Origin of the sequence: Teredinibacter haidensis (genome assembly GCF_014211975.1) — a bacterium.
Lineage (GTDB): Bacteria > Pseudomonadota > Gammaproteobacteria > Pseudomonadales > Cellvibrionaceae > Teredinibacter > Teredinibacter haidensis.
This window is the reverse complement of sequence record NZ_CP060084.1, coordinates 1,762,879-1,787,100: the sequence shown is the minus strand read 5'-3', so window position 1 is coordinate 1,787,100 and position 24,222 is coordinate 1,762,879. Positions and strand designations below refer to the sequence as shown.

At 50.9% G+C, this 24,222-nt stretch carries 16 protein-coding genes; 14 read left to right on the top strand and 2 right to left on the bottom strand.

Annotated features, from left to right (window positions below; genetic code table 11):
- The first annotated feature begins 13 nt into the window (after window positions 1-13).
- Window positions 14-1,519: a PepSY domain-containing protein gene (locus H5715_RS07020; RefSeq protein WP_075184577.1), complete on the top strand. Its 1,506-nt coding sequence runs from the start codon at window positions 14-16 to the stop codon at window positions 1,517-1,519.
- Between the two features lie 159 nt (window positions 1,520-1,678).
- Here H5715_RS07020 and H5715_RS07015 read toward each other — a convergent pair whose 3' ends face one another.
- Window positions 1,679-1,879 (bottom strand): hypothetical protein, encoded by a 201-nt coding sequence (locus H5715_RS07015; protein ID WP_139309716.1) that lies wholly within the window; start codon window positions 1,877-1,879, stop codon window positions 1,679-1,681.
- A 613-nt stretch (window positions 1,880-2,492) separates the two neighbouring features.
- Here H5715_RS07015 and H5715_RS07010 point away from each other — a divergent pair.
- The 13 genes from H5715_RS07010 to H5715_RS06950 all read left to right on the top strand — a co-directional run bounded on the left by H5715_RS07010 (window position 2,493) and on the right by H5715_RS06950 (window position 23,102).
- Window positions 2,493-2,885, top strand: coding sequence for a hypothetical protein (locus H5715_RS07010; protein ID WP_246434723.1), 393 nt, complete (start codon window positions 2,493-2,495; stop codon window positions 2,883-2,885).
- Window positions 2,882-4,540, top strand: a complete 1,659-nt coding sequence (locus H5715_RS07005) for a PepSY-associated TM helix domain-containing protein (protein ID WP_075184580.1) — start codon at window positions 2,882-2,884, stop codon at window positions 4,538-4,540. The genes H5715_RS07010 and H5715_RS07005 overlap by 4 nt, the downstream gene beginning before the upstream one ends.
- 359 nt (window positions 4,541-4,899) lie before the next feature.
- Window positions 4,900-6,084 carry an isochorismate synthase gene (locus tag H5715_RS07000; protein ID WP_075184581.1) on the top strand — a complete coding sequence of 395 codons (1,185 nt, stop codon included), beginning with the start codon at window positions 4,900-4,902 and terminating at the stop codon, window positions 6,082-6,084.
- On the top strand, window positions 6,081-7,715 hold the full coding sequence (locus H5715_RS06995) for a (2,3-dihydroxybenzoyl)adenylate synthase (RefSeq protein ID WP_075184582.1): 1,635 nt from the start codon (window positions 6,081-6,083) through the stop codon (window positions 7,713-7,715). The genes H5715_RS07000 and H5715_RS06995 overlap by 4 nt, the downstream gene beginning before the upstream one ends.
- On the top strand, window positions 7,712-8,581 hold the full coding sequence (locus tag H5715_RS06990; protein WP_075184583.1) for an isochorismatase: 870 nt from the start codon (window positions 7,712-7,714) through the stop codon (window positions 8,579-8,581). Before H5715_RS06995 ends, H5715_RS06990 begins: the two co-directional genes overlap by 4 nt.
- Window positions 8,578-9,345 carry a 2,3-dihydro-2,3-dihydroxybenzoate dehydrogenase gene (gene dhbA / locus H5715_RS06985; RefSeq protein WP_075184584.1) on the top strand — a complete coding sequence of 256 codons (768 nt, stop codon included), beginning with the start codon at window positions 8,578-8,580 and terminating at the stop codon, window positions 9,343-9,345. The genes H5715_RS06990 and dhbA overlap by 4 nt, the downstream gene beginning before the upstream one ends.
- The gene (gene fes / locus H5715_RS06980) at window positions 9,320-10,591 is read left to right on the top strand and encodes an enterochelin esterase (protein WP_083607920.1); all 1,272 of its coding nucleotides are present in this window, start codon (window positions 9,320-9,322) and stop codon (window positions 10,589-10,591) included. The genes dhbA and fes overlap by 26 nt, the downstream gene beginning before the upstream one ends.
- On the top strand, window positions 10,588-10,818 hold the full coding sequence (locus H5715_RS06975) for an MbtH family protein (protein ID WP_075184585.1): 231 nt from the start codon (window positions 10,588-10,590) through the stop codon (window positions 10,816-10,818). The genes fes and H5715_RS06975 overlap by 4 nt, the downstream gene beginning before the upstream one ends.
- A gap of 4 nt (window positions 10,819-10,822) precedes the next feature.
- A complete protein-coding gene (locus H5715_RS06970) occupies window positions 10,823-18,022 on the top strand; it encodes a non-ribosomal peptide synthetase (protein WP_075184586.1) in 7,200 nt (2,399 codons plus the stop codon).
- Window positions 18,023-18,032: 10 nt separating this feature from the next.
- Complete coding sequence (entS, locus tag H5715_RS06965) at window positions 18,033-19,295, top strand: enterobactin transporter EntS (RefSeq protein ID WP_075184587.1); 1,263 nt, start codon at window positions 18,033-18,035, stop codon at window positions 19,293-19,295.
- A 135-nt stretch (window positions 19,296-19,430) separates the two neighbouring features.
- Window positions 19,431-21,365 (top strand): TonB-dependent receptor plug domain-containing protein, encoded by a 1,935-nt coding sequence (locus H5715_RS06960; protein WP_075184588.1) that lies wholly within the window; start codon window positions 19,431-19,433, stop codon window positions 21,363-21,365.
- Between the two features lie 395 nt (window positions 21,366-21,760).
- Complete coding sequence (locus H5715_RS06955; protein WP_075184589.1) at window positions 21,761-22,300, top strand: NUDIX hydrolase; 540 nt, start codon at window positions 21,761-21,763, stop codon at window positions 22,298-22,300.
- Window positions 22,301-22,406: 106 nt separating this feature from the next.
- Window positions 22,407-23,102, top strand: coding sequence for a type 1 glutamine amidotransferase (locus tag H5715_RS06950; RefSeq protein WP_075184590.1), 696 nt, complete (start codon window positions 22,407-22,409; stop codon window positions 23,100-23,102).
- A gap of 220 nt (window positions 23,103-23,322) precedes the next feature.
- Here the strand turns inward: H5715_RS06950 and H5715_RS06945 are convergent, their stop codons facing one another.
- On the bottom strand, window positions 23,323-24,201 hold the full coding sequence (locus H5715_RS06945; protein WP_075184591.1) for a U32 family peptidase: 879 nt from the start codon (window positions 24,199-24,201) through the stop codon (window positions 23,323-23,325).
- Between the last annotated feature and the right edge of the window lie 21 nt (window positions 24,202-24,222).

The following is a 24,222-nucleotide window of genomic DNA, read 5'->3' as shown; positions in this document are numbered from 1 at the left end:
CAAAGGAGGTCGTATGAATATTCGAAAAAAAATTGTTTCCTGGCATAGAGCTATTGGTTGGTGGGCGTTGCTCGGTATTGTGATCTGGGTGGTGAGCGGTGCCTGTCATCCAATGATGAGTTGGTTCGGTCCCAAGGCCGATAAATTTTTCCCACCTTCGATGCAGTTGTCGGCCAGTAACCTTCAGCATTTTCCGGCTCTGCTGGCCGATGGTGAACTTTTGAAAAACGCCCGAGTGGCGAAAATTGTTCCTTCGAAAAAAAGTCCGTTGTTACAGATAACGACGGGCGAGCAGTCCGCGAGGGATTATTACAACTTGAATACCGGTGAGCACCTGACAGGACAGGATCTGGAGCAGGCGATATGGCTGGCAAATTACTATACCGGTCGACAGCGGGATGCTATTGCTAACGTCGTTTTTCAAACGGAATTTAGTGAAGAATATCCCTGGGTTAATCGTTTGCTACCGGTATATAAGATTGAGTATTCTGGTAGTGATGGGTTGGCCATTTTTATACATACTGAAACTACCGCGATGGCCGGTTTGACCAACGGGGTGAAAACAGGCATGCAATGGATATTTCAGCATTTTCACACCTTTAAATGGTTGAGCGGTGTGGAGTATGGCCGGCTGATAGTTATGGCTTTATTTATGTTGTGCCTATGTGCAATGGCCCTACTGGGGTTATCGCTGATTCTGGCGCTGAAGGCTCGAACGATTAAGCAAGGTCGTCGGCGTTACCACCGCTGGTTGGGTTACGTACTTTGGTTGCCGTTATTGATGTGGTCTGCCAGCGGTTTTTATCATCTATTACAGGCTTCACTGGTGGAGATGCCAACGGGTATCCGCTTAGGGGAAAATCTGGGTAAAAATACCGTTGTTGATGGCAATAATGAGTGGCTTCAGGCATTGGGCGAGCGAAAAGTGAATAGCTTATCGCTGGTTAGGGGAGAGCAGGGCGAGCTGTTGTACCGCGCTAGCTTGGCTTCGGTGCAGCCATCCGGCGATATTTCCCGGTCTGCCCGCTATGGTGGAATTCCTGCCGAAACGGAGTCATTTTATGTTGATGCGAGTACTGGAAAACTTGTAAACGAGCTGACCGATACACAGCAAGTTAAAGCGCTTGCCGCTGGTTACTCCGGATTACCTGTCAGTACTTTTTCGGCTGTAGATAAAGTGACACGGTTTGGCCCTGAATATGATTTTCGTAACAAGCGTTTGCCCGTGTGGCAGGTGAGTCTAAACGATGAGGAGGGAAGTTTTTATTTTATCGACCCCGTTACCGGTGTATTGGTGGATCAGTCTCGCACGGTTGATCGCACAGAACGTTGGTCGTTTACCTATCTGCACAAGTGGAATTTTTTAACACCTTTTACTGGGCGGTTTATTCGTGACCTGCTTATTGTGTTTTTCCTTGGCATGATCTTGGTTGTGTCTGTGTTAGGCGTGAGCATGATGCTTCGCCGCAGGGTTCGGGATATGGATGCCGCCAGATCTTCTGTGCTGCTAGAGCCGTAACGGGCAGGACGATCTGCGTGGTTAATGCGGCGCAGATTCGAAATGTTGAGATGTTAAACGGACTGGTATGGCAGCCCGTTTAACATCTTGTGGGCTTCGGCCATAAGCACTATTTATGTAAATACTTTACGATATCTCTGCGAATGTATTTTCCGTGCGTTAAAAGCGCACGTTTTTTCTTGTTGTCGGGCTTAGCCTGCGAGTCAAACCTGTAGACGCAAGGTTATAGTGGGTCGGCGCGTCTCTCTCTTCTTCCTTTTCGACGTTACGGTATTGGTATCGGCCGCGGGTAATTAAATTACCCGCAAGGACTGATTCATCGAAACGGGGCTTGAAATCGCTAATGATAATGATTATCATTATATGTCTGTCTTGTTTGTGATTCCTGCTCACTATAGGCGTGGCTAAATCGACGTGTAATTTATTTCCGTTTGTCGATGTAGAAACCTGGCGGCTAACGTTGGGCGGATCACCTGCAAAAGAGGTGGCGGTATTGTCGTTGGTGGGATTGGCGTATCTGGTAGCTTTGTAAGCAGCGGTGGCAATGTATGGGTTCCCTAAAACAAACGATTTTAGATTGGCTCAAAGTTGTTGTGCTCGTGGGTATCGTTCTATTTCTTTTCTTTATACCCATAAAATCAAAAGCCGTTATCGCGAACGACTGGGGTGGGGCCGAGGCGTCTTTATCTGCGGGCAGACCTATATTTTTAGAGGGGAAATAAAAAGGCTCATAGGTTTTATTTTGCCGTGTATTGCGAATGAAATTGTGTATCTAAGGAATTAAATTTATGACCGTTCTTGCGCTTGCGATAACGTGCGCGGCCTGTCTGTTACTGTATCTAAGTCATGTCAATCAGCGTTGGTTGTTACACCCACTTGCAGCGATTCCCTGGCGTTGGCTTGGGTGGATTTTATGTTTAATCGCGCCTTTTTTCTGGAGCTATAGTCTGCAGACCAGCACGGCGGTTTTTGCTTGGCTCGTCGCGGTGATGCTGTTTTTCGGCGTATTACCCTTCGCAGTTTTACTGCGACGGAATGTGAAGACGGAGCAGCGTTTGTGAGCCAGCAACGTGAGAGGCAAAAAATTTCTCCCGACTGGTGGAGGAAAATTCTCGCAGGCGCTGTTTTGGGGTTTCTATTCTCGGTCGGCTTGAGTGGTTTGTTTGCCTGGCTGGGTCCGGGCGGTATCAGCGCGCCGGAGAAAACACAGTTTGCTATGTGGTCTATAGCACCGGTATGGATGCTTATGTTCAGTTTTGTGTTCCTCTTTAAATCTGGAAATCGAGCTTTGCTTTGGTTTGGTGGTGCGAATGTTCTCGTTTTTTCCCTTCTGTTTTTGGTGTACTCGATAATGGTGACGTTGTGAAAATTCGTAGCGATATATTACGCATTTACCAGTCTTTGCATACCTGGACGGGGATTGTTACCGGTGTCTTGCTGTTTATTGCATTCTATGCGGGAGCTCTGACCATTTTCAAAGAGCCGATAGACCGCTGGTTGTCGCCGCCGATAGAGAAAATGAACAGTGTCGTGCCGGAAAAATTTGATTCTCTTGTTAATCAAGTTCTCGGTGGTTACCCCGAATCCCATCGCGGTTTTACGCTTAAGCTGGAAAATACCGAAAGTGTTCTAGCTCCTGTTAGCTGGAGTGATCACGAGGGTGGGCGAGAGTTGGATCTGGCCCACAGCTTCAGTTATGCCACGCTTGATGACAGCGGGAAAATACTGGTGAGGGAATCGGTGCCGTCGGCGCTGGCAGAGTTGATCGATATGCTTCATCGAACGGCGGGCCTGCCGTTTTTTGCCGGACATGATTATCTTGGTGTTTATGTTCTTGGTGCGGCTGCAGTTCTGTACTTTTTGGCGTTGATTTCTGGTGTCATTTTATTGTTGCCAACCTTGGTTAAGGATTTATTCGCTTTGCGCGAAGGCAAAAATCGCAAGCGTTTTTGGTTGGATGCTCACAATATTGTGGGCATTGCCAGCCTGCCATTTCATATAGTGATTAGTCTCACCGCCATCGTATTTGCCTTTCACGATCAATTTTACGACACGCTTTCGGTTGCGGTTTACCGTGATCAACCCATGTTTACTCGCGCGCCCCCATCAGCGGAAGCTTTCCAGCCAGTAAATATGCTGCCAGTTAGCGAGTTGTTGAACCGGGTTGAGCAGCGAGCGCCAAATATGAAGGTAACGGAAATGATGTTTTCTGGTTTGGATTCGAAGCGTCCGGGCGTCCGTGTGGCGCTTATGAATACCGACTATATGGTAAGCGGCGCGCGCGAGGGTTATCTGGGAATGAACCCTTACACCGGGGATATTATGCAGACCGGTATGCTTCCGGGGCAAGAGGGGCTTTGGGGTAGCATAGTGTCCAAGTTCTTTTCGCTGCATTTTGGGAGCTATGGCGGAAATATGGTGCGCTGGCTGTATTTCGCTTTGGGTATTGGCGGGGCTTTTCTGTTTTACTCCGGGAATCTTCTATGGCTGGAAAAACGCAGAAAAAAACAACGGCGGGGAGCGGCGTTGCCGGAACAAAATCTTTCATGTCGGGTGATGGCTTCTGCAACGGTGGGTGTCTGCCTGGGATCGGTAGCTGGTGTGTGTTTGTCTCTGGTCTCGGCCAAGTGGCTTCACGGCCAGATGAGCAATACTAATTATGCTTTTTTACTCGTCTATTACACTGTTTTCCTTTCCTCCGTGGCTTGGGCCTTCTGGCGCGGAGCCGCTCGATCGGGAATTGAATTGCTAATGCTTTGCGGTATTTCTGCTCTCGCCATTCCCCTTACATCACTGCTGGCGAGTCTTGTGCCCACATTGGGGTGGACGCACGCCAGCCTTGCTACGCTGAGTGTGGACGTTACGGCGTTAATATTTGCGTTGTGCTTTTTCTATTTTGCGCGTAAAGCTTGGCATCGGGCGCATTACGGTGCTGCCGACAGCGTGTGGTCGCTGCAAAGTGAGAAGAGAGAACTCGCCGAAGGTGCCACCGTATACCGTTCAAAACCGGTGTGCGATTAGCGTGCCGTTGAAAAATTATCTGCGCTGACGGTCTTTATTCAACAAGCTGCTAGTGTCTTTTCTGTCGGTGACTTTTCCGGTGAATGCGCGTCTGCCACATTCACCGTTATGCTTCAGTTTTAATTCTCCAGTTCGTGCTGTTTTCTATATCTGGCGCGCCACCTATCGCCTGTAATTTTTTCGTGACAAGTCGGTTAATTGTCGCCTGAAACCGGCGCGCGCTAATTTTATGTATATGTTAATTAATTCTGATCAAGTTTTTGATCAACTCGATTGACAGATATCTTTTCCATGGATACAGTTGCGAACCGTTATCATTAGCATTCGTGTTTGAGTGTAATTGTATCTAGGAGGGTAAAATGAAAGTTCAGTTCGCGGAGAAAAATCGCTTCTCTATCGCGTTACCTAGTCATCCGGATTTTCTGTTTTGCTCCTCGCATCGCAGTCTTAAAGCCTATGGGCTATTTGAGAGGATATCAACGCCGGTTGAGGGCCAGGGTGGGCAATCACAGTTTACGGCAGGCCTGAACGATGCCCTAGGCAGGGCTGCGCAAAGCGGTGTGGTCGATCCCGTCGTTATCGGTGCAATTCCGTTTGATTTGAGCCAGCCCTCAAGTTTGTATATACCGTTGAATGCAGAATTCTGTAACCGGGATCGTTTGGATATTCCAAACAAGGTACCGGTCAACGAGTTATCTGTCGTTTCCAGCCGCAGTTATCCGGAGGAGCAGCGTTACAAGCAGTCTGTTCAGCAGGCTATTGCAAATTTTCAGCTGAGTGATATACGCAAGGCCGTCGTTTCCAGGGTGTTGGAATTGGAGCTGAATGATACGGTTGAAGTAGACAGTATATTTAATACTTTGGTGGACCAAAATACTTCAGGCTATCATTTTCGTGTTCCGTTGGAAGGCGGCGGTAATCTGATTGGCGTCAGTCCTGAGTTACTGGTGCGCAAAGAGGGAGAGTGTATTTACTCTAACCCCCTTGCCGGCTCCGCGAAGCGTCAGTCCGACGCACTTCGGGACAGTGAAATGGCGCAACAGCTTAGCCAGTCGGCCAAGGATCACTATGAGCACCGTCTGGTGATTGAGGAAATTGACCGCGTATTGCGACCTTTCTGCAAAGAGCTGACGGTGCCGGAAGATCCCTCGTTGTTGTCTACCGAGTCAATGTGGCATTTGTCGACCGCCATTGAAGGGCAGCTGCACAACCCGCAAACCAGCGCTTTGGCGCTGGCCTGTATGCTGCACCCAACCCCCGCTGTTTGCGGCTACCCCACCCGTCAGGCGCACAAGTTAATTAACCTCGTTGAATCATTTGACCGTGGCCTTTTTGCTGGCATGGTGGGCTGGTTGGACAGTAAGGGTAATGGCGAGTGGGTTGTAACAATTCGCTGTGGCATTGCGAGAAACAACAATATTCGATTGTTTGCCGGGGCGGGAATTGTCGAGCAATCTTGTCCTGAGGCTGAATGGGCGGAAACTCAGGCCAAGATGCAAACCATGATTAAAGCGCTTCCGTTTGCGGTGGAGCCGGCGTTATGAGCCTGGAATACACCCCTTGGCCGACAGCGACAGCGCAGTATTATCGCAAGCAGGGTTACTGGCTGGATCAGCCCCTGTCCAAGATTCTGGAAGACAGGTACCAATCGGATTCGGTCGCGCTCATTTGTGGTGAGCGAAAATTCACCTATACCGAACTCAATAATTTGTCCTCTAATCTGGCTTGGCGTCTTCATCAGCGCGGCTTTGGCGCGGGAGATACAGCGCTGGTACAGCTACCCAACGTGGCGGAATTCTATATCGTATTTTTCGCACTGTTAAAGCTGGGTGTCGCGCCAGTAAACGCCCTGTTTAGTCATCAGCGGTTGGAGTTGACGGCCTATACCAGGCAATTACAGCCCCGTCTTTTAATAGGCTCCAGTGAGCACGTTTTATTTTTCGATGGCAGATTTACACAAGAGCTGAGTGTCGAAACACCTCTGGATTCAATACTGGTTTTAGGGGCAACAGATTATGCTGAAAACCTGTTGGAGTTGATATTCGACCCGGTCGAGGGTGATGCAACCCGGCTGCCCCGTATTAACGCGGAAAACGTGGCTTTCTTTCAATTGTCGGGCGGCAGTACCGGTACGCCTAAGCTGATTCCCCGCACGCATAACGATTACGACTACAGCGTAAGGCAAAGCGCAGAGATTTGCCGTCTCTCTCCGACTTCTCGCTATCTCTGTGCATTACCTGCCGCGCACAACTTTCCTCTAAGTTCACCGGGCGCTCTGGGTGTTTTCCACTCCGGCGGAACTGTTGTAATGGCGTCTCTGCCGGAGCCTCTCGCGTGTTTCGAGCTGATTCAAAAGCATAGGGTGACGATGACGGCATTGGTTCCTTCTGCAGTAATTCTATGGCTAAACACCGCTGCAGGGCACAGGCAAAAGCTTTCCAGTTTGCAGCTTCTGCAGGTTGGAGGGGCGAACTTTGCGGAGGCGGTTGCCCGCCGGGTGCCACAAGAACTGGGTTGTAAGCTGCAGCAGGTGTTTGGGATGGCGGAGGGCCTGGTGAATTACACCCGGCTAGAAGACGATGAAAGCAGCATCTTTACTTCGCAGGGACGGCCCATGTGTGCCGACGACGAAATAAAGATTGTGGATACAAAAGACCAGCCCGTGGCGGACGGTGAAGTGGGGCAGCTGATAACGCGGGGCCCCTATACCTTTCGCGGTTACTACAACGCACCGGAGCACAATGCCCGTGTTTTCGACGGCGACGGTTTTTACTATTCCGGTGATCTGGTGCAACGCGATGGTGCTGGCAACCTGCGCGTGGTTGGGCGAGTGAAAGATCAGATTAATCGCGGCGGGGAAAAAATCGCCACGGAGGAAATCGAAAATCTTTTGCTTAGTCATCCCAGTGTTATTAACGCTGCGTTGGTGTCTGTGCCGGATCCTATCCTGGGCGAAAAAAGTTGTGCCTGTCTGGTTGCTGGCGTTGAAAAATTGCGACCGATGGTGTTTCGCAAATTTCTTCGAACCAAAGGCGTGGCTGAGTACAAGTTGCCAGATCACTTTCAGCAGTTTGAGGATTTACCTCTTACGGCAGTGGGCAAAATCGACAAAAAACGCTTACGCGAGCACGCGGCGAGACAATTTAAATTCGATTCAGGAACCTCCCAATCATGAGCATCCCATCCATACCGTCTTATTCACTCCCTGGGCCGGATGAGCTACCGGTTAACCGGGTAACGTGGCAGCCACAGAGTGATAGAGCTGTGCTGCTGGTGCACGATATGCAAAATTACTTCGCCCGTTTTTATGGCGAGGTGAATCCGCTGCTACAGCAGTTGCAAAACAATATTGCCGAAATTATAAGCTGGGCACGCAGTCAGCGTATCCCGGTGGTGTATACCGCACAGCCAGCCAACCAAACGACCGCTCAGCGCGCGCTGCTAAATCATGTTTGGGGCCCTGGTTTAACAGATGCGGACCCGGAACAGCAGAATATTGTGCCTCTTCTGCAACCCGAAAAGGGCGACACGGTATTGGTGAAGTGGCGCTATAGCGCTTTTCAGCGGAGCCATTTACAGGATCTGATGAACGAGTGGCAGCGTGACCAGCTGATTATCGTTGGTGTGTATGCCCATATTGGCTGCCTCACCACAGCGCTGGACGCGTTTATGCGTGACATTAAACCTTTTATGGTCGCGGATGCAGTAGCCGATTTTTCCGAAGAAGAGCATCACATGGCGCTTAAATACGTGGCGGGCCGATGCGGTGCGGTTATCCACAAAGAGCAGTTACTGGATTCCCTTGTTAAAAAACTGACCCGTGAAGGCTTGAAAGCAACACTGCTTGAGTTGATCGATGAAGACGAGCAGGCGTTTGACCCGGATGAAAACCTGGTCGACTACGGATTGGATTCGGTGCAGGTGATGGGGTTGATGGCCGAATGGGAGAAATTGGGGTTCACATTTCGTTTTGAAGAGCTTGCTCGAGAACCAACATTAAATGGCTGGTGGGCACTGATACAGGAAAAAATGGCCGCATGAATACAGCGGCAGATGTGCTCAACTTTAACGCAAAGGTGGTTTGGGTTACCGGCGCAGGTCGCGGTATCGGCCTTGAAGTTGCCAGGAGTTTCCACGCGCTTGGTGCCGAGGTTTACGGGTTTGATCGCGAGTTTCCCGAGGTTGAATACCCCTTTGCCACTTATTCGGTTGATCTCGCTGATCCTGAGTCAATCGCCAGCGCGTGCGGGCAGGTGCTGGCCCAGCGGGCGGGCCTGGATATATTGGTTAACGTCGCTGGTATTCTGCGAATGGGGCGACTGGAAACTTTATCGAACGAAGATTGGCAAGCGTGTCTGAACGTCAATGTCAGCGCTGTTTTCCATTTGGTTCAGCATGTGATCCCCGTGTTTAAACAGCAGGCCTCGGGCTGCATCGTGAACGTCGCTTCCAACGCGGCACATGTGCCAAGAATGGATATGGGAGCCTATTGTGCATCCAAAGCGGCGCTGCAAAGTTTAAGTCACTGTCTTGGCCTGGAGCTGGCCCAATATGGGGTGCGCTGCAACCTAGTCTCCCCCGGATCAACAGATACGCCAATGCTGCGCGATATGCTCAAGGATGAACGCGGCGTTGCGCGCACCATTGCCGGTTCTCTCGAAACCTACAAAAGCGGTATTCCTCTGAGGAAGTTGGCGAGCCCTCGCGATATTGCCAATAGTGTTGTCTTTCTGGCATCAGATCTTGCTGGTCATATTACCCTGCAGGATCTGGTGGTGGATGGCGGCGCAAGCCTGTCAGCCTGAGTTTGGTCTGACAATGGATAAGCGCGAACTTATGGGTTGCGAAGATGAACTATGTGCCAGCGATATCGGTAGCGCCCATTGGTGGCGACGGATTGAATGCGCAGGAACGCCTATAACCCGGCCGCTCGCTGGGGGGCACAGTGAAGTAACCTTTTTGTGGCGGGACCCTGGCGGAGGGGGGCGCACCTCGACGACTCGGCAGGTGTATATCGATGCATGGTCGTTAACGCCACATCCTGTAGGTGAATTCACCTGTTTAATTCACATTGATGATACCGACGTCTGGTTTTGGCGGGTTTGTGTGCCCGGCGATTGGTGCGGCAGTTATTTTTTCGTGCCCGATAACGGCGAGCATGTGGCGCCCAACGAGCTGGCCGCGAGACGGGACTGGTGGCTACAGCGGCTAGCGGATTCAGCTCAAAGCGACCCGCTCAACTTGCTTCCGGGGTATCTCGGTCTCGAGGGAAGGCCCCTCTCGCAGTTGAACCTGTCGCCTAACACAAGCGGGTTGGAGGGGGCGCAGTACGATCGGTTTTATGGCGGTGTTCGGGCCCTGCGCTGGCACAGTCGCTTGCTTGGTAACCGTCGGGATATCTGGCTGTACACCACGGGTGATGGAGCAGATTTACCGCTGGTAATTTTACTGGATGGCGGTTTTTGGGCCAAATCCATACCCATCAAAGGCGCGCTGGATTCTCTCACCCAGCGCGGATATTTGTTGCCGGCGTCCTATCTGTTGCTTGATGCCATCGATGCGAAAACCCGTTACCGGGAACTGGCCTGCAATGCCAGGTTCTGGCAGGCCCTGCAGGAGGAACTGTTGCCACGTATAACGCAGCAGCGTGGCTTTAGTCTCCACCCGAAGAAAACGCTGGTAGCGGGACAAAGTTTAGGTGGTTTGGCCGCCTGCTATGCCGGGTTGTTTTATCCCCAGTGCTTTGATGTCGTGCTTAGTCAGTCCGGTTCCTTCTGGTGGCGGGGGGAGAGCGAACCGGGTGGATCGCTGATGGAAAGGGTGGCCGGTATGGCCAACAGACACCCACTGCAGTTTTATCTGGAGGTTGGCTGCTACGAAGACACCATGCTTGATGACAACCGCGCAATGCGAGATACGTTAATTAAAGCGGGCCATCAGGTGAATTATCACGAATTTCGCGGCGGCCACGATTGGGTTTGCTGGCGCGAAGGATTATTGCGCGGCTTACAAGAACTGCTGCCGCCATCGATATTGGAAAATAAACCATGACGACGATGAATGAAGATTACGTTAACCCCTTTGACAATGAGGCTCACAGCTTTGTCGTACTGGTCAATAACGCACGGCAATACAGCCTGTGGCCGACTTTTGCTGAGCAGCCGGGGGGCTGGAATATTCAGTTTGGGCCATCGGATAGAAGCGCTTGTTTGACGTTTATTGAACGCAATTGGAAAGACGGTGTGCTCTTTCCCTCGATAGATGTAATCGCGGAGTAAGGTTATGGCCAAAAACAAGCAAGTACTACCTTTGCTGCCAAGCCAGCAGGGTATCTGGCTGGCTGATCAGGTTAGCAACGAGAAGAACGCTTATGTTATTGCCCACTACATAGAATTGAATGGTGATATCGATCAGGGTTTGCTTGGTCAGGCCATTCGCCAGGCAATGACTGAAGCCGATACGGTCACGGCTCGCTACCAGGATGGCTCGCAAACTCTACAGTCGAGGCTGGCACCAGAGCAGCTGGCCGATCCTGAGTTGGAGGATTTTAGCGCTTGCGAAAATGGTGAGCAATTGGCTCAGGAGTGGATGGCGGCGGATCTTCGTCAGCCACTGAGTTGCGACGTTGACCAGCCCTTGTATCGCCAGGTTCTTTTACGTTTGTCGGACCGGCAAGGCAGGGCGCGTTGGTTCTGGTACCAGCGTTTTCATCACATTATGCTCGATGGCTATAGCTTTACCGCGCTCACCAAACGTATTGCCGGTATCTACTCAGCTCTGCTGCGAGGGCAGGTGCCAGAATCCAGTTCCTTGTGCTCGATAGCGGAGGTGCTTGATGAGCAAGCCCGTTATCGGGACTCTGCAGCGTTTGAGCAGGATAAGCAATTCTGGCGCAGCTATTGTGCCGAACTGGCTGTACCCCAAAGTCTGACACACCGAGGGCAGGCTGAACTACTGCCCACCGCCGAGCAGTTGAGTTGTAATCTGCAGTTGCCCATAGGCGCTTTGCCAGCGTTGGAGGCGCTGGCAAAGGGGCATCGGCTGAGCGTGCCCGAGCTGCTGATGAGTGCAGTGGTGCTTTACCTTTATCGTCTTACCGGTGTCGCCCGGCAGGTGGTCGGCCTGCCGTTTATGCGGCGTATGGGGTCGGTTGCTATCAGTTCCTCTGCTCCTGTTGTAACCGTGTTACCTCTGGGGCTGGAAGTCGAACCTGATTGCCATTGGCTGGCGTTTGCCGCCAAACTGAAACAGGAATTGAAAAGCCTGCGTAAACACAGTCGTTACGATGCTGAGTGGATTCAGCGGGACCAGCAGCTTGTTGGTTCTGGGCGACGTCTTTACGGGCCGCTTATCAACTACAAAATGTTCGATTACAACCTGGATTTTGGCGGCGTAACCGGAATTACCCACCACCTCGCGGCCGGGCCCATTGATGATTTCGAGTTTGGCTTGATGATCCATGGCGAGCGGGTGCATATCGAATTGCGCGCAGATGCCCGTCTCTACGCCGATAAGGAGCTGGATCAACACTCAGAACGCTTGCAGTTTTGGATGGCCTCGCTACTTAGAAATCCAGAGAGCGCCGTGCGGAACCTTCCGATAGTCAATGATCAGGAGCGAGAACGTCTACAGACGTGGGGTAGAGGTAAACGGCTCGCCGGGCCAGAGCGCGCGCGCAATATTCTCGACTTGCTGTTCGCCCGTGCCGAGCAGCAGCCTGATGATACCGCCTTGGTTATGGGAGCCGAACAATTAAGTCTTAGTCAGTTATGCGGCAGGGTCAATCAGCTCAGCCGCTGGCTGTTGTCCTCTGGGGCTCAAATCGGTGTACCTGTGGCTGTGGCGCTACCGCGATCAATCGATGCGGTTTGCGCAATGTTGGCGACACTGAATTGCGGCGCCAGCTGGCTGCCCATCGATCTGGATTATCCGGTCGAGCGCATTAACAGTATGCTGACACAAGCGCGGCCGAGCCTGCTGCTTAGTCATTCCGATATTCGACTGGCCAATACGGCGGTTCCCCGGTTAAATCTGAATACGCCCGAGGTTTCAGCCGAGCTGGCATCCTTAGGCCAAGGCCTGCTGAGTCTAGCCGAGCGCCCTCGTCAACCCCAGAGTGATGATCCTGCCTACATCATTTTCACTTCCGGTAGTACAGGGCAGCCAAAAGGTGTGTTGGTAAGTCACTCGTCCCTGTTAAACCTGCTGCTTTCTCACCGAGAGCAGATCTATCAACCCCTTATTGATCAGATACACAATGAAGAGGGCCGTCGAGTGCGGGCCGCACACACACATTCTCTGGCTTTCGATTCTTCCTGGGCACAACTGCTGTGGTTACTGTTGGGGCAGGAACTGCATATTTTCGGCGACGAGCTGAGACGTGATGCCTTCGCCATGGTGGAGCAAGTACAACAGTATGGCATTGATGCGCTGGACCTGCCGCCGTCTATCTGTGCGGCCATGCTGAATAATAGTTTGATGGATTTTCCCGGCCACAGCCCGAGGTTGATCGCTATTGGTGGTGAGGCGGCACCGGCAGCATTGTGGCAACAATTGCGGCAGTGGCCGAAATTAAATACTTATAACCTTTACGGACCCACGGAATATACGGTAGACACCCTGTGTGCGGAAGTATCGGCAAACCCTGCGGCCGTTGTTGGTCGGCCCATCGCGAATACCCAGGTTTATGTATTGGATGATTGGCTTCAGCCGGTAGCTGCTGGTGCCGTGGGTGAACTCTATATTGCCGGTGAAGGGCTGGCTTTGGGGTATCTTGGACGCAGCGATCTTAGTGCCGCCCGCTTTGTTGCTAACCCTTTCAGCAAGGGGCAGCGCATGTACCGTAGCGGTGATTTGGTGCGTTGGAATACAGAGGGACAGCTGTTGTTTCTGGGGCGCGGTGACGATCAAGTAAAAGTGCGTGGTTACCGTGTTGAACTGGCAGAAGTCGAAAACGCGCTGTCGCTGTTGCCCGAAGTAGAGGCAGCCACGGTGGTGGCTGAGGCACAGAATAACAGCTATCGGCTGCTGGCTTACTGCGCTGTGCCGAATTTGGACGCTACCTTGAGCGACAGCCTGGCGGCAAGTTTTCTGCAGAGCCTGCAACAGACTTTGCCGGACTATATGGTGCCAGCCTCACTTACGCTGGTGAATACTCTCCCACGCACCTCCAATGGCAAAATCGATAAAAAGGCACTGCCTAAATCTAGATTTATGGTTAAAGAAAAAGTAGCGCCGGAGGGGCTGAGTGAGCGCAACCTGTGTGGCGCAATGGGAGAGGCGTTGGGGTTGGATAATGTTGGTGCAGAGGACGATTTTTTCGATGTTGGTGGCGACAGTATCCTGGCCATAGGGTTGTGTACCAGCCTGCGTAAAATGGGTTTTTTCCTGCGCCCCAGCGACGTTTTCTCGGCTCGAACGCCACGCGCTATGGCGCTGTTGCTGGCGCCTATCAGTACAGAAGTGAAGGCTGACGATGAAGAGCAAGGCTTACCGTTAAGTAATATGGATCGCCAATCGCTGGAGCTTCGTCACGGTGCGTTCCGCGCTGTAGCGCCGATCCTACCGCTGCAAAGGGGGATGCTTTTTCTCGCGCAGCTTGGTGACGAGGCCGCGGGCTATAACGCTTACACCCGAATGAGCTTTTATGGCGCTCTGGACAGCGAGCGTTTATGCCGGGCTCTTGATTGTGTGGTCAGCCGTCACCCACAACTGGCGGGCCTGTTTGATTTGGATACTGCCGATAAACCCGCGTTCTTGCTGCCACCCGAAGGTCCTCTGGATTGGCCCTGTCAGGTACTGGATTTAAGTGCGTTGGAAGGCACACAACAAGCGCTTCGTGCTGCGGAAATAGAAGCGGAGATGCTGAGCGCACCGCAACACACAGATCGCTTTGGCGGTATGTTAAACGCCTGCCTTCTGAGGTTTGGCGCGCAACACTATTCTCTGCTGATGGTGGTTCATCACCTGGTCGTGGACGGTTGGTCCACGCCTCTGATATTGGCAGATTTACTGAAGGCTTACAGCGGTAATGCGTACCCAGAAGCCGTTTCAGACAGCGGCTATTCCAGAGTATTACAGCATTTGTGCAGTCGCGACTTAAGTTCCAGTCGGGACCTTTGGCAGGATCACCTAAAGGGGGTAAAACCTTGCGTACTGTTTGGCAGCCAGGAAATCCATATGCACGTTGAAGAGGCTGAATTGCTGCTTGATGCCGAATTCAGCGCGCGCCTGCAAGCGGAAATTCGCGCACGTGGGCTCACGCTGAACCTCGTGATGCAGGGTATCTGGGGCCTGCTCTTGTCTGCCATGAGCGGGCGCGATCAAGTGGTGTTTGGGATTCCTGTTTCGGGCCGTACGGCGGCGGTCGAGAGCATTGAAGAGCAGGTGGGGTTATTTCTGAATACCATTCCAGTGGCGCTGGAGATCAAGGCTGATCAGACCATGTGGCAGCAGCTACAGGCTCTGCAACCCAAGCATATGGAGCTGTTGGAAAACGATGGATTGGGCCTGGCCGAAATACAGCAATTGGCGGGGGGCGAAACCCTGTTCGACAGTTTGTTGGTCGTCGAAAATTACCCGGACAGCGCCTATTTGGGGTACGACCTGGATGGCGTGCGCATTGGCGACATTCACAATCGTGGGTACAGCCATTACCCATTGGCGTTGCTGGTTATTCCTGGTGAGCGCATTCGCTTGCTGGTAGAGAATCGCGGTGCTGTTCAGCAACCTGAGCAGTTGGCTCGTCGGATCGAACAATTTCTGCAAACGATGTTGCTTGATCCATGTAGGAAGTTGGCGCATTACGCCTTGCAAACACCTGAGGAAACGGTGTTCTTGCGGGCAGTTAACCAGACCAAACGCAGCTTGCCTGAGCTGAGCTTACGCAGTCTCCTGCGCGACCAAGCAGCGCGCTCTCCGTCGGCTCCGGCGCTTGCCGATGCTAATCACGCCTTAAGCTATAACGAACTGCGCTACCAGGTTCAGTGTTTGGCAGAAGATTTACGTAATAGTGGCGTTGCGCGTGGCGATATCGTCGCGGTGGCGCTTCCTCGCTCTGCGCGTTTGAGCGTTGCGATTCTTGCCACTATTGAAGCCGGTGCTGCTTACCTGCCGCTGGATATTGGCTATCCCGATGAACGCTTACATTTTATGCTCGAAGACGCTGCCCCGCGGCTGCTAATAACCGATACCGGGAACCGGCAGCGGTTCGCTGCAAACGGCAAGGTGCTCTGCTTCGATAGTTTTTTTGAATCGGGGCGTCAGCCACCACTGTTGGAGACAGATCTGACGGCCGATGACCCGGCTTATATTATTTACACGTCGGGTACCACCGGTCGTCCGAAGGGGGTGTTGATCTCTCATCGGGCCATCGTTAACCGCATTGAGTGGATGCAGCACCAATACCCGCTGGCGAGCGATGATGTGATTCTGCAGAAAACCCCCTGTAGTTTCGATGTGTCGGTGTGGGAATTTTTCTGGGCGTATCTGGTGGGGGCGAAGTTGGTTATGGCGGAGCCCGAGGCACACCGTGACCCGTTAGCCTTGCGTGATTGTGTCGACCAGTTTTCCGTAACCACCATGCACTTTGTGCCTTCCATGCTCGCAATTTTCTGCAGCAGCTTGTCATCTCTGTATAAAAACGACGGCCAGCTGTGTAGCAGCCTGCGCCGAGTTTTTTGCAGTGGTGAGGCATTGGGTAAGAATCTGGCGGGTGATTTTGGCCAGCTGTTCGATGCCGAGTTGCACAACCTCTATGGGCCAACCGAGGCTGCCGTAGATGTCACTTATAGGCCCGCATTTGGTGATTTATCTGAAGGTGGGAGCGGTGTTCCGATTGGCCTCCCAGTGTGGAATACGCAATTATGGGTGCTCGACCAGTACTTGCGCCCGGTGCTCGTCGGAGCGTGTGGGGAACTGTATTTGAGCGGGGTACAACTGGCCCTGGGTTATCTTGGGCGCGCTTCGCTTAGCGCCACCCGTTTTGTCGCGAACCCTTTCGATATAGGACAGCGAATGTATCGCACGGGCGATATTGTGCGCTGGTTGCCGAGCGGCAACGTGGAGTATCTGGGTCGGGCCGATGATCAGTTGAAAATTCGTGGTCAGCGTATAGAGCTGGGTGAAATTGAATCGTTGATCAAACAACAACCCGAGGTGGCCGATGCCGTGGTTCACGCGCGGGTGCTTGGTGGTTCATCGGCAGCGGGCAGCGGCGTCGATGAACGCCAGTTGGTGGCGTATATTGTGCTGGCTGACGGCGCCAGCTTCAGTGCTGAAACTCTTAAAGCCCAGCTGCAACTAGAGTTAACTCCGGCGATGGTTCCCACCGCCTTTGTGGAAATCGAGAGTCTTCCCTTAAGTCCCAACGGCAAACTTGATCGCAAGGCATTACCTGCGCCGAAAATATCGGCAGGCTTGCCACAGCAGGGCACTCGGAGACTCCCTGCACGTGGTCTGGAAAGCCGATTGGCAGCGATATTTGAGCGCGTTTTGGGCATTGACAATATTCACGCCGACGACGATTTTTTTGCGATTGGCGGTCACTCGCTAATGGCGATGACGCTAGCGGTGGAAATTCGCAAGGAATTGGAACGACCGGTGGCAGTAGGGCAGATTATGGTGACGCCCACTGTTGAAAAACTGGCGGTTCACCTGTTTAGCGAGCGTGTTGTGAACGAGCAGGGGAGTGATGGCTTTAACCCCGTTATTCAACTGCGTGGTGGTAGCGAATCCCCTCTAATTTGCGTTTACCCAGGTTCCGGTTTTGCGTGGCAATACAGTGTGCTATCTCGCTACTTGGAAATTGACATGCCCATTATTGGCCTGCAATCACCCAGGCCAAAAGGGCTTATTGCCACCAGCGCGAGTATGGATGAGCTTATCGACAGACAGTTGGAAGTCCTGCGGCAGGTACAGTCCTCGGGCCCCTATTACCTGCTGGGCTATTCGCTTGGTGGAACCATCGCTTACGGTTTGGCGGTACGCTTGCGGGAGCAGGGCGAGGAGGTAGATTTTCTCGGCTTGCTTGATACCTACCCGGCAGAAGTCCACGACTGGTCTGACCTCGACAACGCTGAAGCAGATGTTGGCGCCGAGCGTGAACAACAGCAGGTACTGAATCAGGCTATGAACGATGATCAGGCGGACAGTCAGTTACAACGCGAACGCGAAGCCATGCTTGAGCAGATTTTCGCCAACTACAAAGACGCAGTAGATTTACTGGCGAAAGCGAAGACGCCTCGTTACGACGGGCCAGTAACCGTATTTGTTGCCGAAAAATCGCGGCCAGATTACATCCATCCGAGGGAGAGTTGGCTGCCCTATGCTCATCACCTGCAACTGCACCATCTGGTTGATTGCGAACACCAGGATCTTATGTCGCCCGACTCGCTTCGAACCCTTGGGCCTTTAATTCATAAGTTGCTTGTCGATGCACGTAGCAGCAGAGCCGGTCACCTGCCCGCACTGGCCGAAATTTAGGAGTTTAACCATGAACAACTCACCGTTTGTAGATTTCAGCCTGTTGAAATCGAACCGTTATTTTCGCACGGTATTTATCGCCCGCACCCTTTCTCTTATCGGTTTGGGCATGCTCGCCGTGGCGCTACCCATGCAGGTCTACGAGTTGACGGGCGACAGTTTTCAGGTGGGGCTGGTGATGGCCTGCGACGGTCTTGGCCTTTTTGTTGGCCTGCTTTACGGTGGGGTATTGGCCGATCGGTACGACCGGAAAAAATTGATTTTGCTGGCTCGCGGAATTTGCGGACTGGGGTACCTAGGTTTAGCGCTCAACGCATTGTTACCGGAGCCCTCGCTCACTGCTATTTACCTGTTGTCCCTATGGGATGGATTATTCGGAGCCCTTGGGGTTACTGCGCTTCTGGCCTGCATGCCGCATATTGTTGGGCGAGAAAAACTGATGCAGGCGCGTGCTATTAGCATGGTATCCATGCGGCTTGCGACCGTAATAACACCGGCCGTGGGCGGGGTGATTATCGCCAACGCCGGTGTGCATTGGAATTACCTGATTGCGGCCTTTGGTACAGGATTAACCTTACTGCCATTGCTTAGCTTGCCAGCAATGAAACCCCCGGTATTGGCGGTGCGGAACCCTTTATTAGAGCTACTGGACGGCCTTAACTTCGTATTGCACAACAAGGTGGTCGGCAGTGTGGTGGCTATTGGCACATTAGTTACGTTCACTACCGCTATTCGCGTGCTATTCCCTGCGCTAGTAGACGAAAGTTTTGGCGGCGGCGCTTTCGAGTTGGGCTTAATGTATTCAGCCGTGCCGCTGGGAGCTTGTCTTGGTGCACTCATCAGCGCTTGGGCCAATCACCTTCGGCAGCCAGGGCAGGTGATGATGCTGGTATGCATGGCCGTGTTCGTCTGTATTACACTTTTGGGCCTGACGCCAAATCTATGGTTGGCACTGCCGATACTGGTGTTGTTTGGGTATCTTGTATCTATCGCATCATTACTGCAGTACACCTTGGTACAAGGACACACTCCCGATATTTATCTAGGTCGCATAAACGGGTTGTGGACTGCTCAGGACGCATGTGGTGATTCGCTTGGTACCTTTGGGATTGGTGTTCTGGGTAAATTTTTACCGGCTTTAGGCAGTATTTTTACACTGGGAGCGGGGTCGCTGCTAGTTGGCCTGTCGCTACTGGGAATATGCAAAACCGTACGCAACGCTCCGCTAAATAATCCTGAACTAATGACTGATTCAACGGCCGCTGCTGATTAGGGTTAGATCAAGTTAACCACAATTTAGGCGCGATTTTCCTTGCTATTTCTCTAGATATAATAATAATACGAACGATTCGCATACGCATGTAGTGGGTGTGAATCGTTTAATGGGATTTATTTGGGGATTCAATACATGAAATTTAACAAGCTATTACTTTCATCAGTCATTGCCGGTATGACTACCGCTTCTATGGGCTCAGTTGCCGCTGAAGATGGCAATGAGCGACTCGAAGTTATGGTGGTTACCGCCTCCATGACGGAGAAAACCACGCAAACCGCACCGGCCTTTACTAGCGTGATTACCGCAGAGGATATTACCGCTACACCTATCAACGGGCTACCGGAGTTGTTGAAAGAAACCGTAGGTGTGAATAATTTTACCGATGCTAGCGGTCGCGACCAGCTGCAGTTACGTGGTTTGGGTGGTAATTACACATTGGTACTGGTGAATGGAAAGCGTGTATCTTCTTCCAGCGCGTTGTGGCGTGGTGGTGATTTTGACCTGAACTCGATTCCCTTGAATAGCATTAAACAGGTGGAAGTAGTACGCGGCCCAATGTCGTCACTCTACGGTGCTGATGCAATTGGTGGTGTGATTAACGTTATTACTAAAGCGCCTGTGGATGAGTGGCAGGGTGTTATCAGCGGTGAATACCAATCGGTTATGTCTGGTGATGGTGGCAACCAGGTACGTGCGGGTGTTTCCTCGCAGGGTGGTTTGACTGATACTTTGCATTTGTCTGTTTCCGCAGAGGCCTATGATCGCGATGCTTGGTATTCGGACGACAGTGAAATCTCAGCGCCCAAGCTTGAAAAGAAAAAAGCACAGAATCTCTTCACGACATTGCGCTGGCAGTTGGCTGAAAACCAAAGCCTCGATTTCGACCTTGGATACAACAAAGACGATCGTCCTCATAGTATCTACTATGCGTCTGGAGACTTGGTTGACTACCGCGAGCAGGAAATATCGCGCAGCACCTTGGGCGTAACTCACATGGGAGATTGGGGCTGGGGTAATAGCACCGTTCAATTACAGCAGGAAGATGGCACGATTGATGACTTTAATTCTCGTTACGATGCACCGGCACAACGTGAGCTGAATGAAAAAAACACTTACTTAAAGGGTTACCTCAATACTAAGCTGGGCAACAGCAATTACATTACTGCTGGCCTTGATTACCGCGAGCAGATCGTGTCCGACAACGTGAGCTACCAAGATACCGGTGAAGTCTCCATCACCGACTCCGCTGTGTTTGCTCAAGATGAAATCAGTATTGGCGATAGTTTCACCCTGACGTTGGGTGGACGTATGGATGACAACGAATTTTTCGGTAGCCACTTTACGCCGCGTGCTTATGTTGTGTATCAGTTGAATGATGCGATAACCTTGAAAGGTGGTGTCAGCGAAGCCTTTAAAGCGCCGCAGGCATACCAGTTGAGTGAGGAATACCGCATTATCAGTTGTGGCGGTAGCTGCTTCCTGAGCGGCAATCCAGATTTAGATCCAGAAACCAGCACGAACGTTGAATTTGGTATTGCCGTTAGTCAAAGCGATTGGAATTTAACTGCGGTGATTTTCCAAAACGAAGTAACCGACATGATATCGGCAACTTACGATGCGGAAGCTAACCAGCGCAATTGGGAAAATATCGACAAAGTGGAAACCTCCGGGTTGGAGTTGGAAGGTACCTACAGCGTTAATGACAAACTGCAACTCAGCGGGAATTACACCAAGCTGGAGACTGAAGACAGTGCTGGCGAAAAACTGGAAAATCGTCCTGAACAGATTGCCCACCTTAAATTGGATTGGCAGGCTCTTGATGCAGTAAAGGCGTCCTTGAGTATCAATTATACCGGCGAGCAAGTGACCTACGTCTGGCCGGATTACCTGACTCTGCCGAGCTATACTCGTGCTGACCTGGGCTTTTCCAGTGTGTTAAGTGAAAGTTTCACCTTGCGGTACGGTATTAAAAACCTGACCGATGTGAAACTGCACGAGGAAGATGACAACTTTGATACTTACGAGCTGGGCCGCAATGTGTACCTGAGTGCTTCCTACACGTTCTAGTTAATCGCTTCACCCAACAATGCCCGCACTGTCTGTAGACGGGCGGGCATTTTTTTTGTTCACGCCAAGGGTTACAGGCGACCTCTAAAAACCTACCTATTTCTACACCGGTCGATCAATGCTAGCGACCTAAAGACAATTTAGTCGTAAACTCTCGAAAGCGCTGGGAAGGGGTTAACTACATTCGCAAAGCGATGTAATCGTTTGGTGAGAGTGATGACGTCGACAGCGGAAGAGGAAGGGCAACCTTTTTGAATGAGAGTATAAATTGGGACAATACGTTTGGAGACTGGCGGCTCTAGCCGACAGCGTAAATATTGTTATAAGTGTCACTGTAGACAATCATTTAAAATATAACCCTATTTGAGTTAATCACATTCGTAATGAGGTAGGTGATGAAGGAAATAGAAACACTTGATAGCAAGGTGGTATATCAAAACAAGTGGATGAAAGTTCGTGAGGACAGGATAAAAAGGTTAAGTGGCTCTGAGGGTATATTTGGTGTTATTGAAAAACCGGATTTTGTCGTTATCATCCCAATTCAAGATGGTTTCGTTCATATTGTGGAGCAGTATCGCTACCCTGTAGAAAAGCGCTTTTGGGAGTTTCCCCAAGGTTCGTGGGAGGATGATCCTGAGGTTGACCACGCCTTATTGGCGGCAGGCGAATTACAGGAGGAGACCGGCCTAGTATCGAAAGATATGATGTATTTGGGGCATCAATATTTAGCCTATGGCTATTCTAACCAGGGGTATCATATCTACGTTGCCAGGGATTTGGAATTTACGTCTACCCATTTGGATACGGAAGAGGAGGGGCTGATTACGAAGAAAGTCAGCGTTCATGAGTTTGAAAAAATGATATTGTCTGGCCTTATAAAGGACGCTACAACCGTTAATGCTTATGGTCTGGCAAAGCTAAAGGGTGCAATTTAAGCAATAGTATTTCAATGCGTTAGACATTAGGCCCTGTTACGCGTAATTCAACTGAGAGCCGTAAAGCCACGTCGTTTACCCTTATGTCGATTCTCAGGAGAGAAAAATGCATGCACATTACTTACAACACGTTCCTTTCGAAGGTTTAGGCAGTGTTGAAGCTTGGCTGCTATCGGCTGGTTATGAAATTACGTGTACGAAACTGTATGAATCTTCAGATTTACCAAAAGTGGACGATGTTGACCTGCTTCTAGTGATGGGCGGGCCCATGAGTGTTAACGACGAGAAACAGTACCCCTGGCTTGTAACTGAAAAGGCGTTCATACGTTACTTTATCGAATCGGGTAGAGCAACGTTGGGGGTTTGTTTGGGCGCACAACTTATCGCAAACGCTCTGGGTGCTGAGGTATATCCAAACGCAAAACAGGAAATTGGTTGGTTTCCTATTCGTGCAACGTCATCATTGCGTCATTCAGCCTTTAAATTCCCCGTAGAGGCCGAGGTATTTCATTGGCATGGTGAAACGTTTAGCTTGCCTCCAGAGGCGATCCACATCGCGGAAAGTGTGGGTTGTAAAAACCAGGCTTTCCAAATAGGCCATCATGTTATTGGCTTACAATTCCACCTTGAAACAACGCCGACGTCAACTCAGGCAATGGTAGTAAATTGCGGTAACGAATTGGTTCCCTCTGAATATATTCAGACAGAAAATGAAATTTTACATGGAAGAGAGGGGCGATACCGCGAAGTAAATGATTTAATGAACAATGTGCTCGAATATCTACACTTGTGGCAAAAATAGCAAAGAGTTTGTAAGTTACTATAGAGCCTCTCGGCGATAGTAGTGGATAATGTGAATGAGTTCGTTATGTTTTTGGTGAAATGTAAGGTTAAATGATTGAAAGAAAAAGGCTGCGAAAGCAGCCTTTTGTTCATCATCTCTTTATTTTGAAATAATGGCCTGCTGTCCTGAAATAGGATAGAACTTAGCTCTCGTTTTGTGTGCTTTGGCCGGGCGTCTGTCAACCTTGTAATCGATCCATTCCCGGCATTCCATGCCAGTAGCCGTTACAATTTTCATCTATAAGCGATTGCGGTTTTTCTCCTGTCTGATTTTCCTTGAATGCATCCAGCCAGGAGAAGGTATTTTCCTGCTGTGGACTGATACGTACAATATCTATAATGCCTGCCATATCGCAAAGATCATTCACTAGGTTGTAGCAATTGCCCGAAAGGGTTTGAATGCCATTGAGCACAAAGAGGGTTTGATCTTCCTGGCTTTTGACTTTTCTTCCTTCTGGGTAATGGATGCAACAGGTTTCGCACTTATCTTTAGGTTTGTTTTCAGATCGAGCGGTAAAACAGCGGGCAGATGCGGCGAGAGGAATATGGCCAAATGCAAAGAGTTCGGTTTGGTATTGGCTGCGTTTCCCTGCAATGTGCGAGTGTTGAGTCAGCTCGCTAATCCAGGTTTTATTGATTTCCGCGGGTATAACCCAGCGCTGCATTCCTTGGGATAGTAAAAAGTCGAGGCTGTATGGGTTGTAACAATTAAGTGCGGTACCGGCGATGAAGGGCAGTTTTTGTTCACTTAAGAAACCAATAGCTCCCATATCGTTGGCTTCGATTAAAAAGTCACCATTTTCACAATAGCGCTTAAGCTGTCTAACATCAGCGGGAGATTCCAGTAATGTCATGGTTGATAACACCACCTGCTTGCCCGCTTCGCGCAATTCGTGGCCTATTTGAAGGTAATCATCCAACGATATCTCTTTTCGCTTAGCGCACACCGTTTCGCCAAGATAAATAATATCGGCGCTGGAGTCGGCGGCTTGTTGATAAAAGCGCTTAACGATGTTTTTCGGCCAGTAATACAAAATAGGGCCAAGGGAAAATTTCACAGGTTTTGTCTCTCTCGAAGA

Excerpts from the sequence above, each read along its gene's own strand:
- H5715_RS07020 (WP_075184577.1), top strand. The coding sequence starts at position 14 with ATGAATATTCGAAAAAAAATTGTTTCCTGGCATAGAGCTATTGGTTGG.
- H5715_RS07015 (WP_139309716.1), bottom strand. The coding sequence starts at position 1,879 with ATGATAATCATTATCATTAGCGATTTCAAGCCCCGTTTCGATGAATCA.
- H5715_RS07000 (WP_075184581.1), top strand. The coding sequence starts at position 4,900 with ATGAAAGTTCAGTTCGCGGAGAAAAATCGCTTCTCTATCGCGTTACCT.
- H5715_RS06995 (WP_075184582.1), top strand. The coding sequence starts at position 6,081 with ATGAGCCTGGAATACACCCCTTGGCCGACAGCGACAGCGCAGTATTAT.
- H5715_RS06990 (WP_075184583.1), top strand. The coding sequence starts at position 7,712 with ATGAGCATCCCATCCATACCGTCTTATTCACTCCCTGGGCCGGATGAG.
- dhbA (WP_075184584.1), top strand. The coding sequence starts at position 8,578 with ATGAATACAGCGGCAGATGTGCTCAACTTTAACGCAAAGGTGGTTTGG.
- fes (WP_083607920.1), top strand. The coding sequence starts at position 9,320 with ATGGCGGCGCAAGCCTGTCAGCCTGAGTTTGGTCTGACAATGGATAAG.
- H5715_RS06975 (WP_075184585.1), top strand. The coding sequence starts at position 10,588 with ATGACGACGATGAATGAAGATTACGTTAACCCCTTTGACAATGAGGCT.
- H5715_RS06970 (WP_075184586.1), top strand. The coding sequence starts at position 10,823 with ATGGCCAAAAACAAGCAAGTACTACCTTTGCTGCCAAGCCAGCAGGGT.
- entS (WP_075184587.1), top strand. The coding sequence starts at position 18,033 with ATGAACAACTCACCGTTTGTAGATTTCAGCCTGTTGAAATCGAACCGT.
- H5715_RS06960 (WP_075184588.1), top strand. The coding sequence starts at position 19,431 with ATGAAATTTAACAAGCTATTACTTTCATCAGTCATTGCCGGTATGACT.
- H5715_RS06955 (WP_075184589.1), top strand. The coding sequence starts at position 21,761 with ATGAAGGAAATAGAAACACTTGATAGCAAGGTGGTATATCAAAACAAG.
- H5715_RS06950 (WP_075184590.1), top strand. The coding sequence starts at position 22,407 with ATGCATGCACATTACTTACAACACGTTCCTTTCGAAGGTTTAGGCAGT.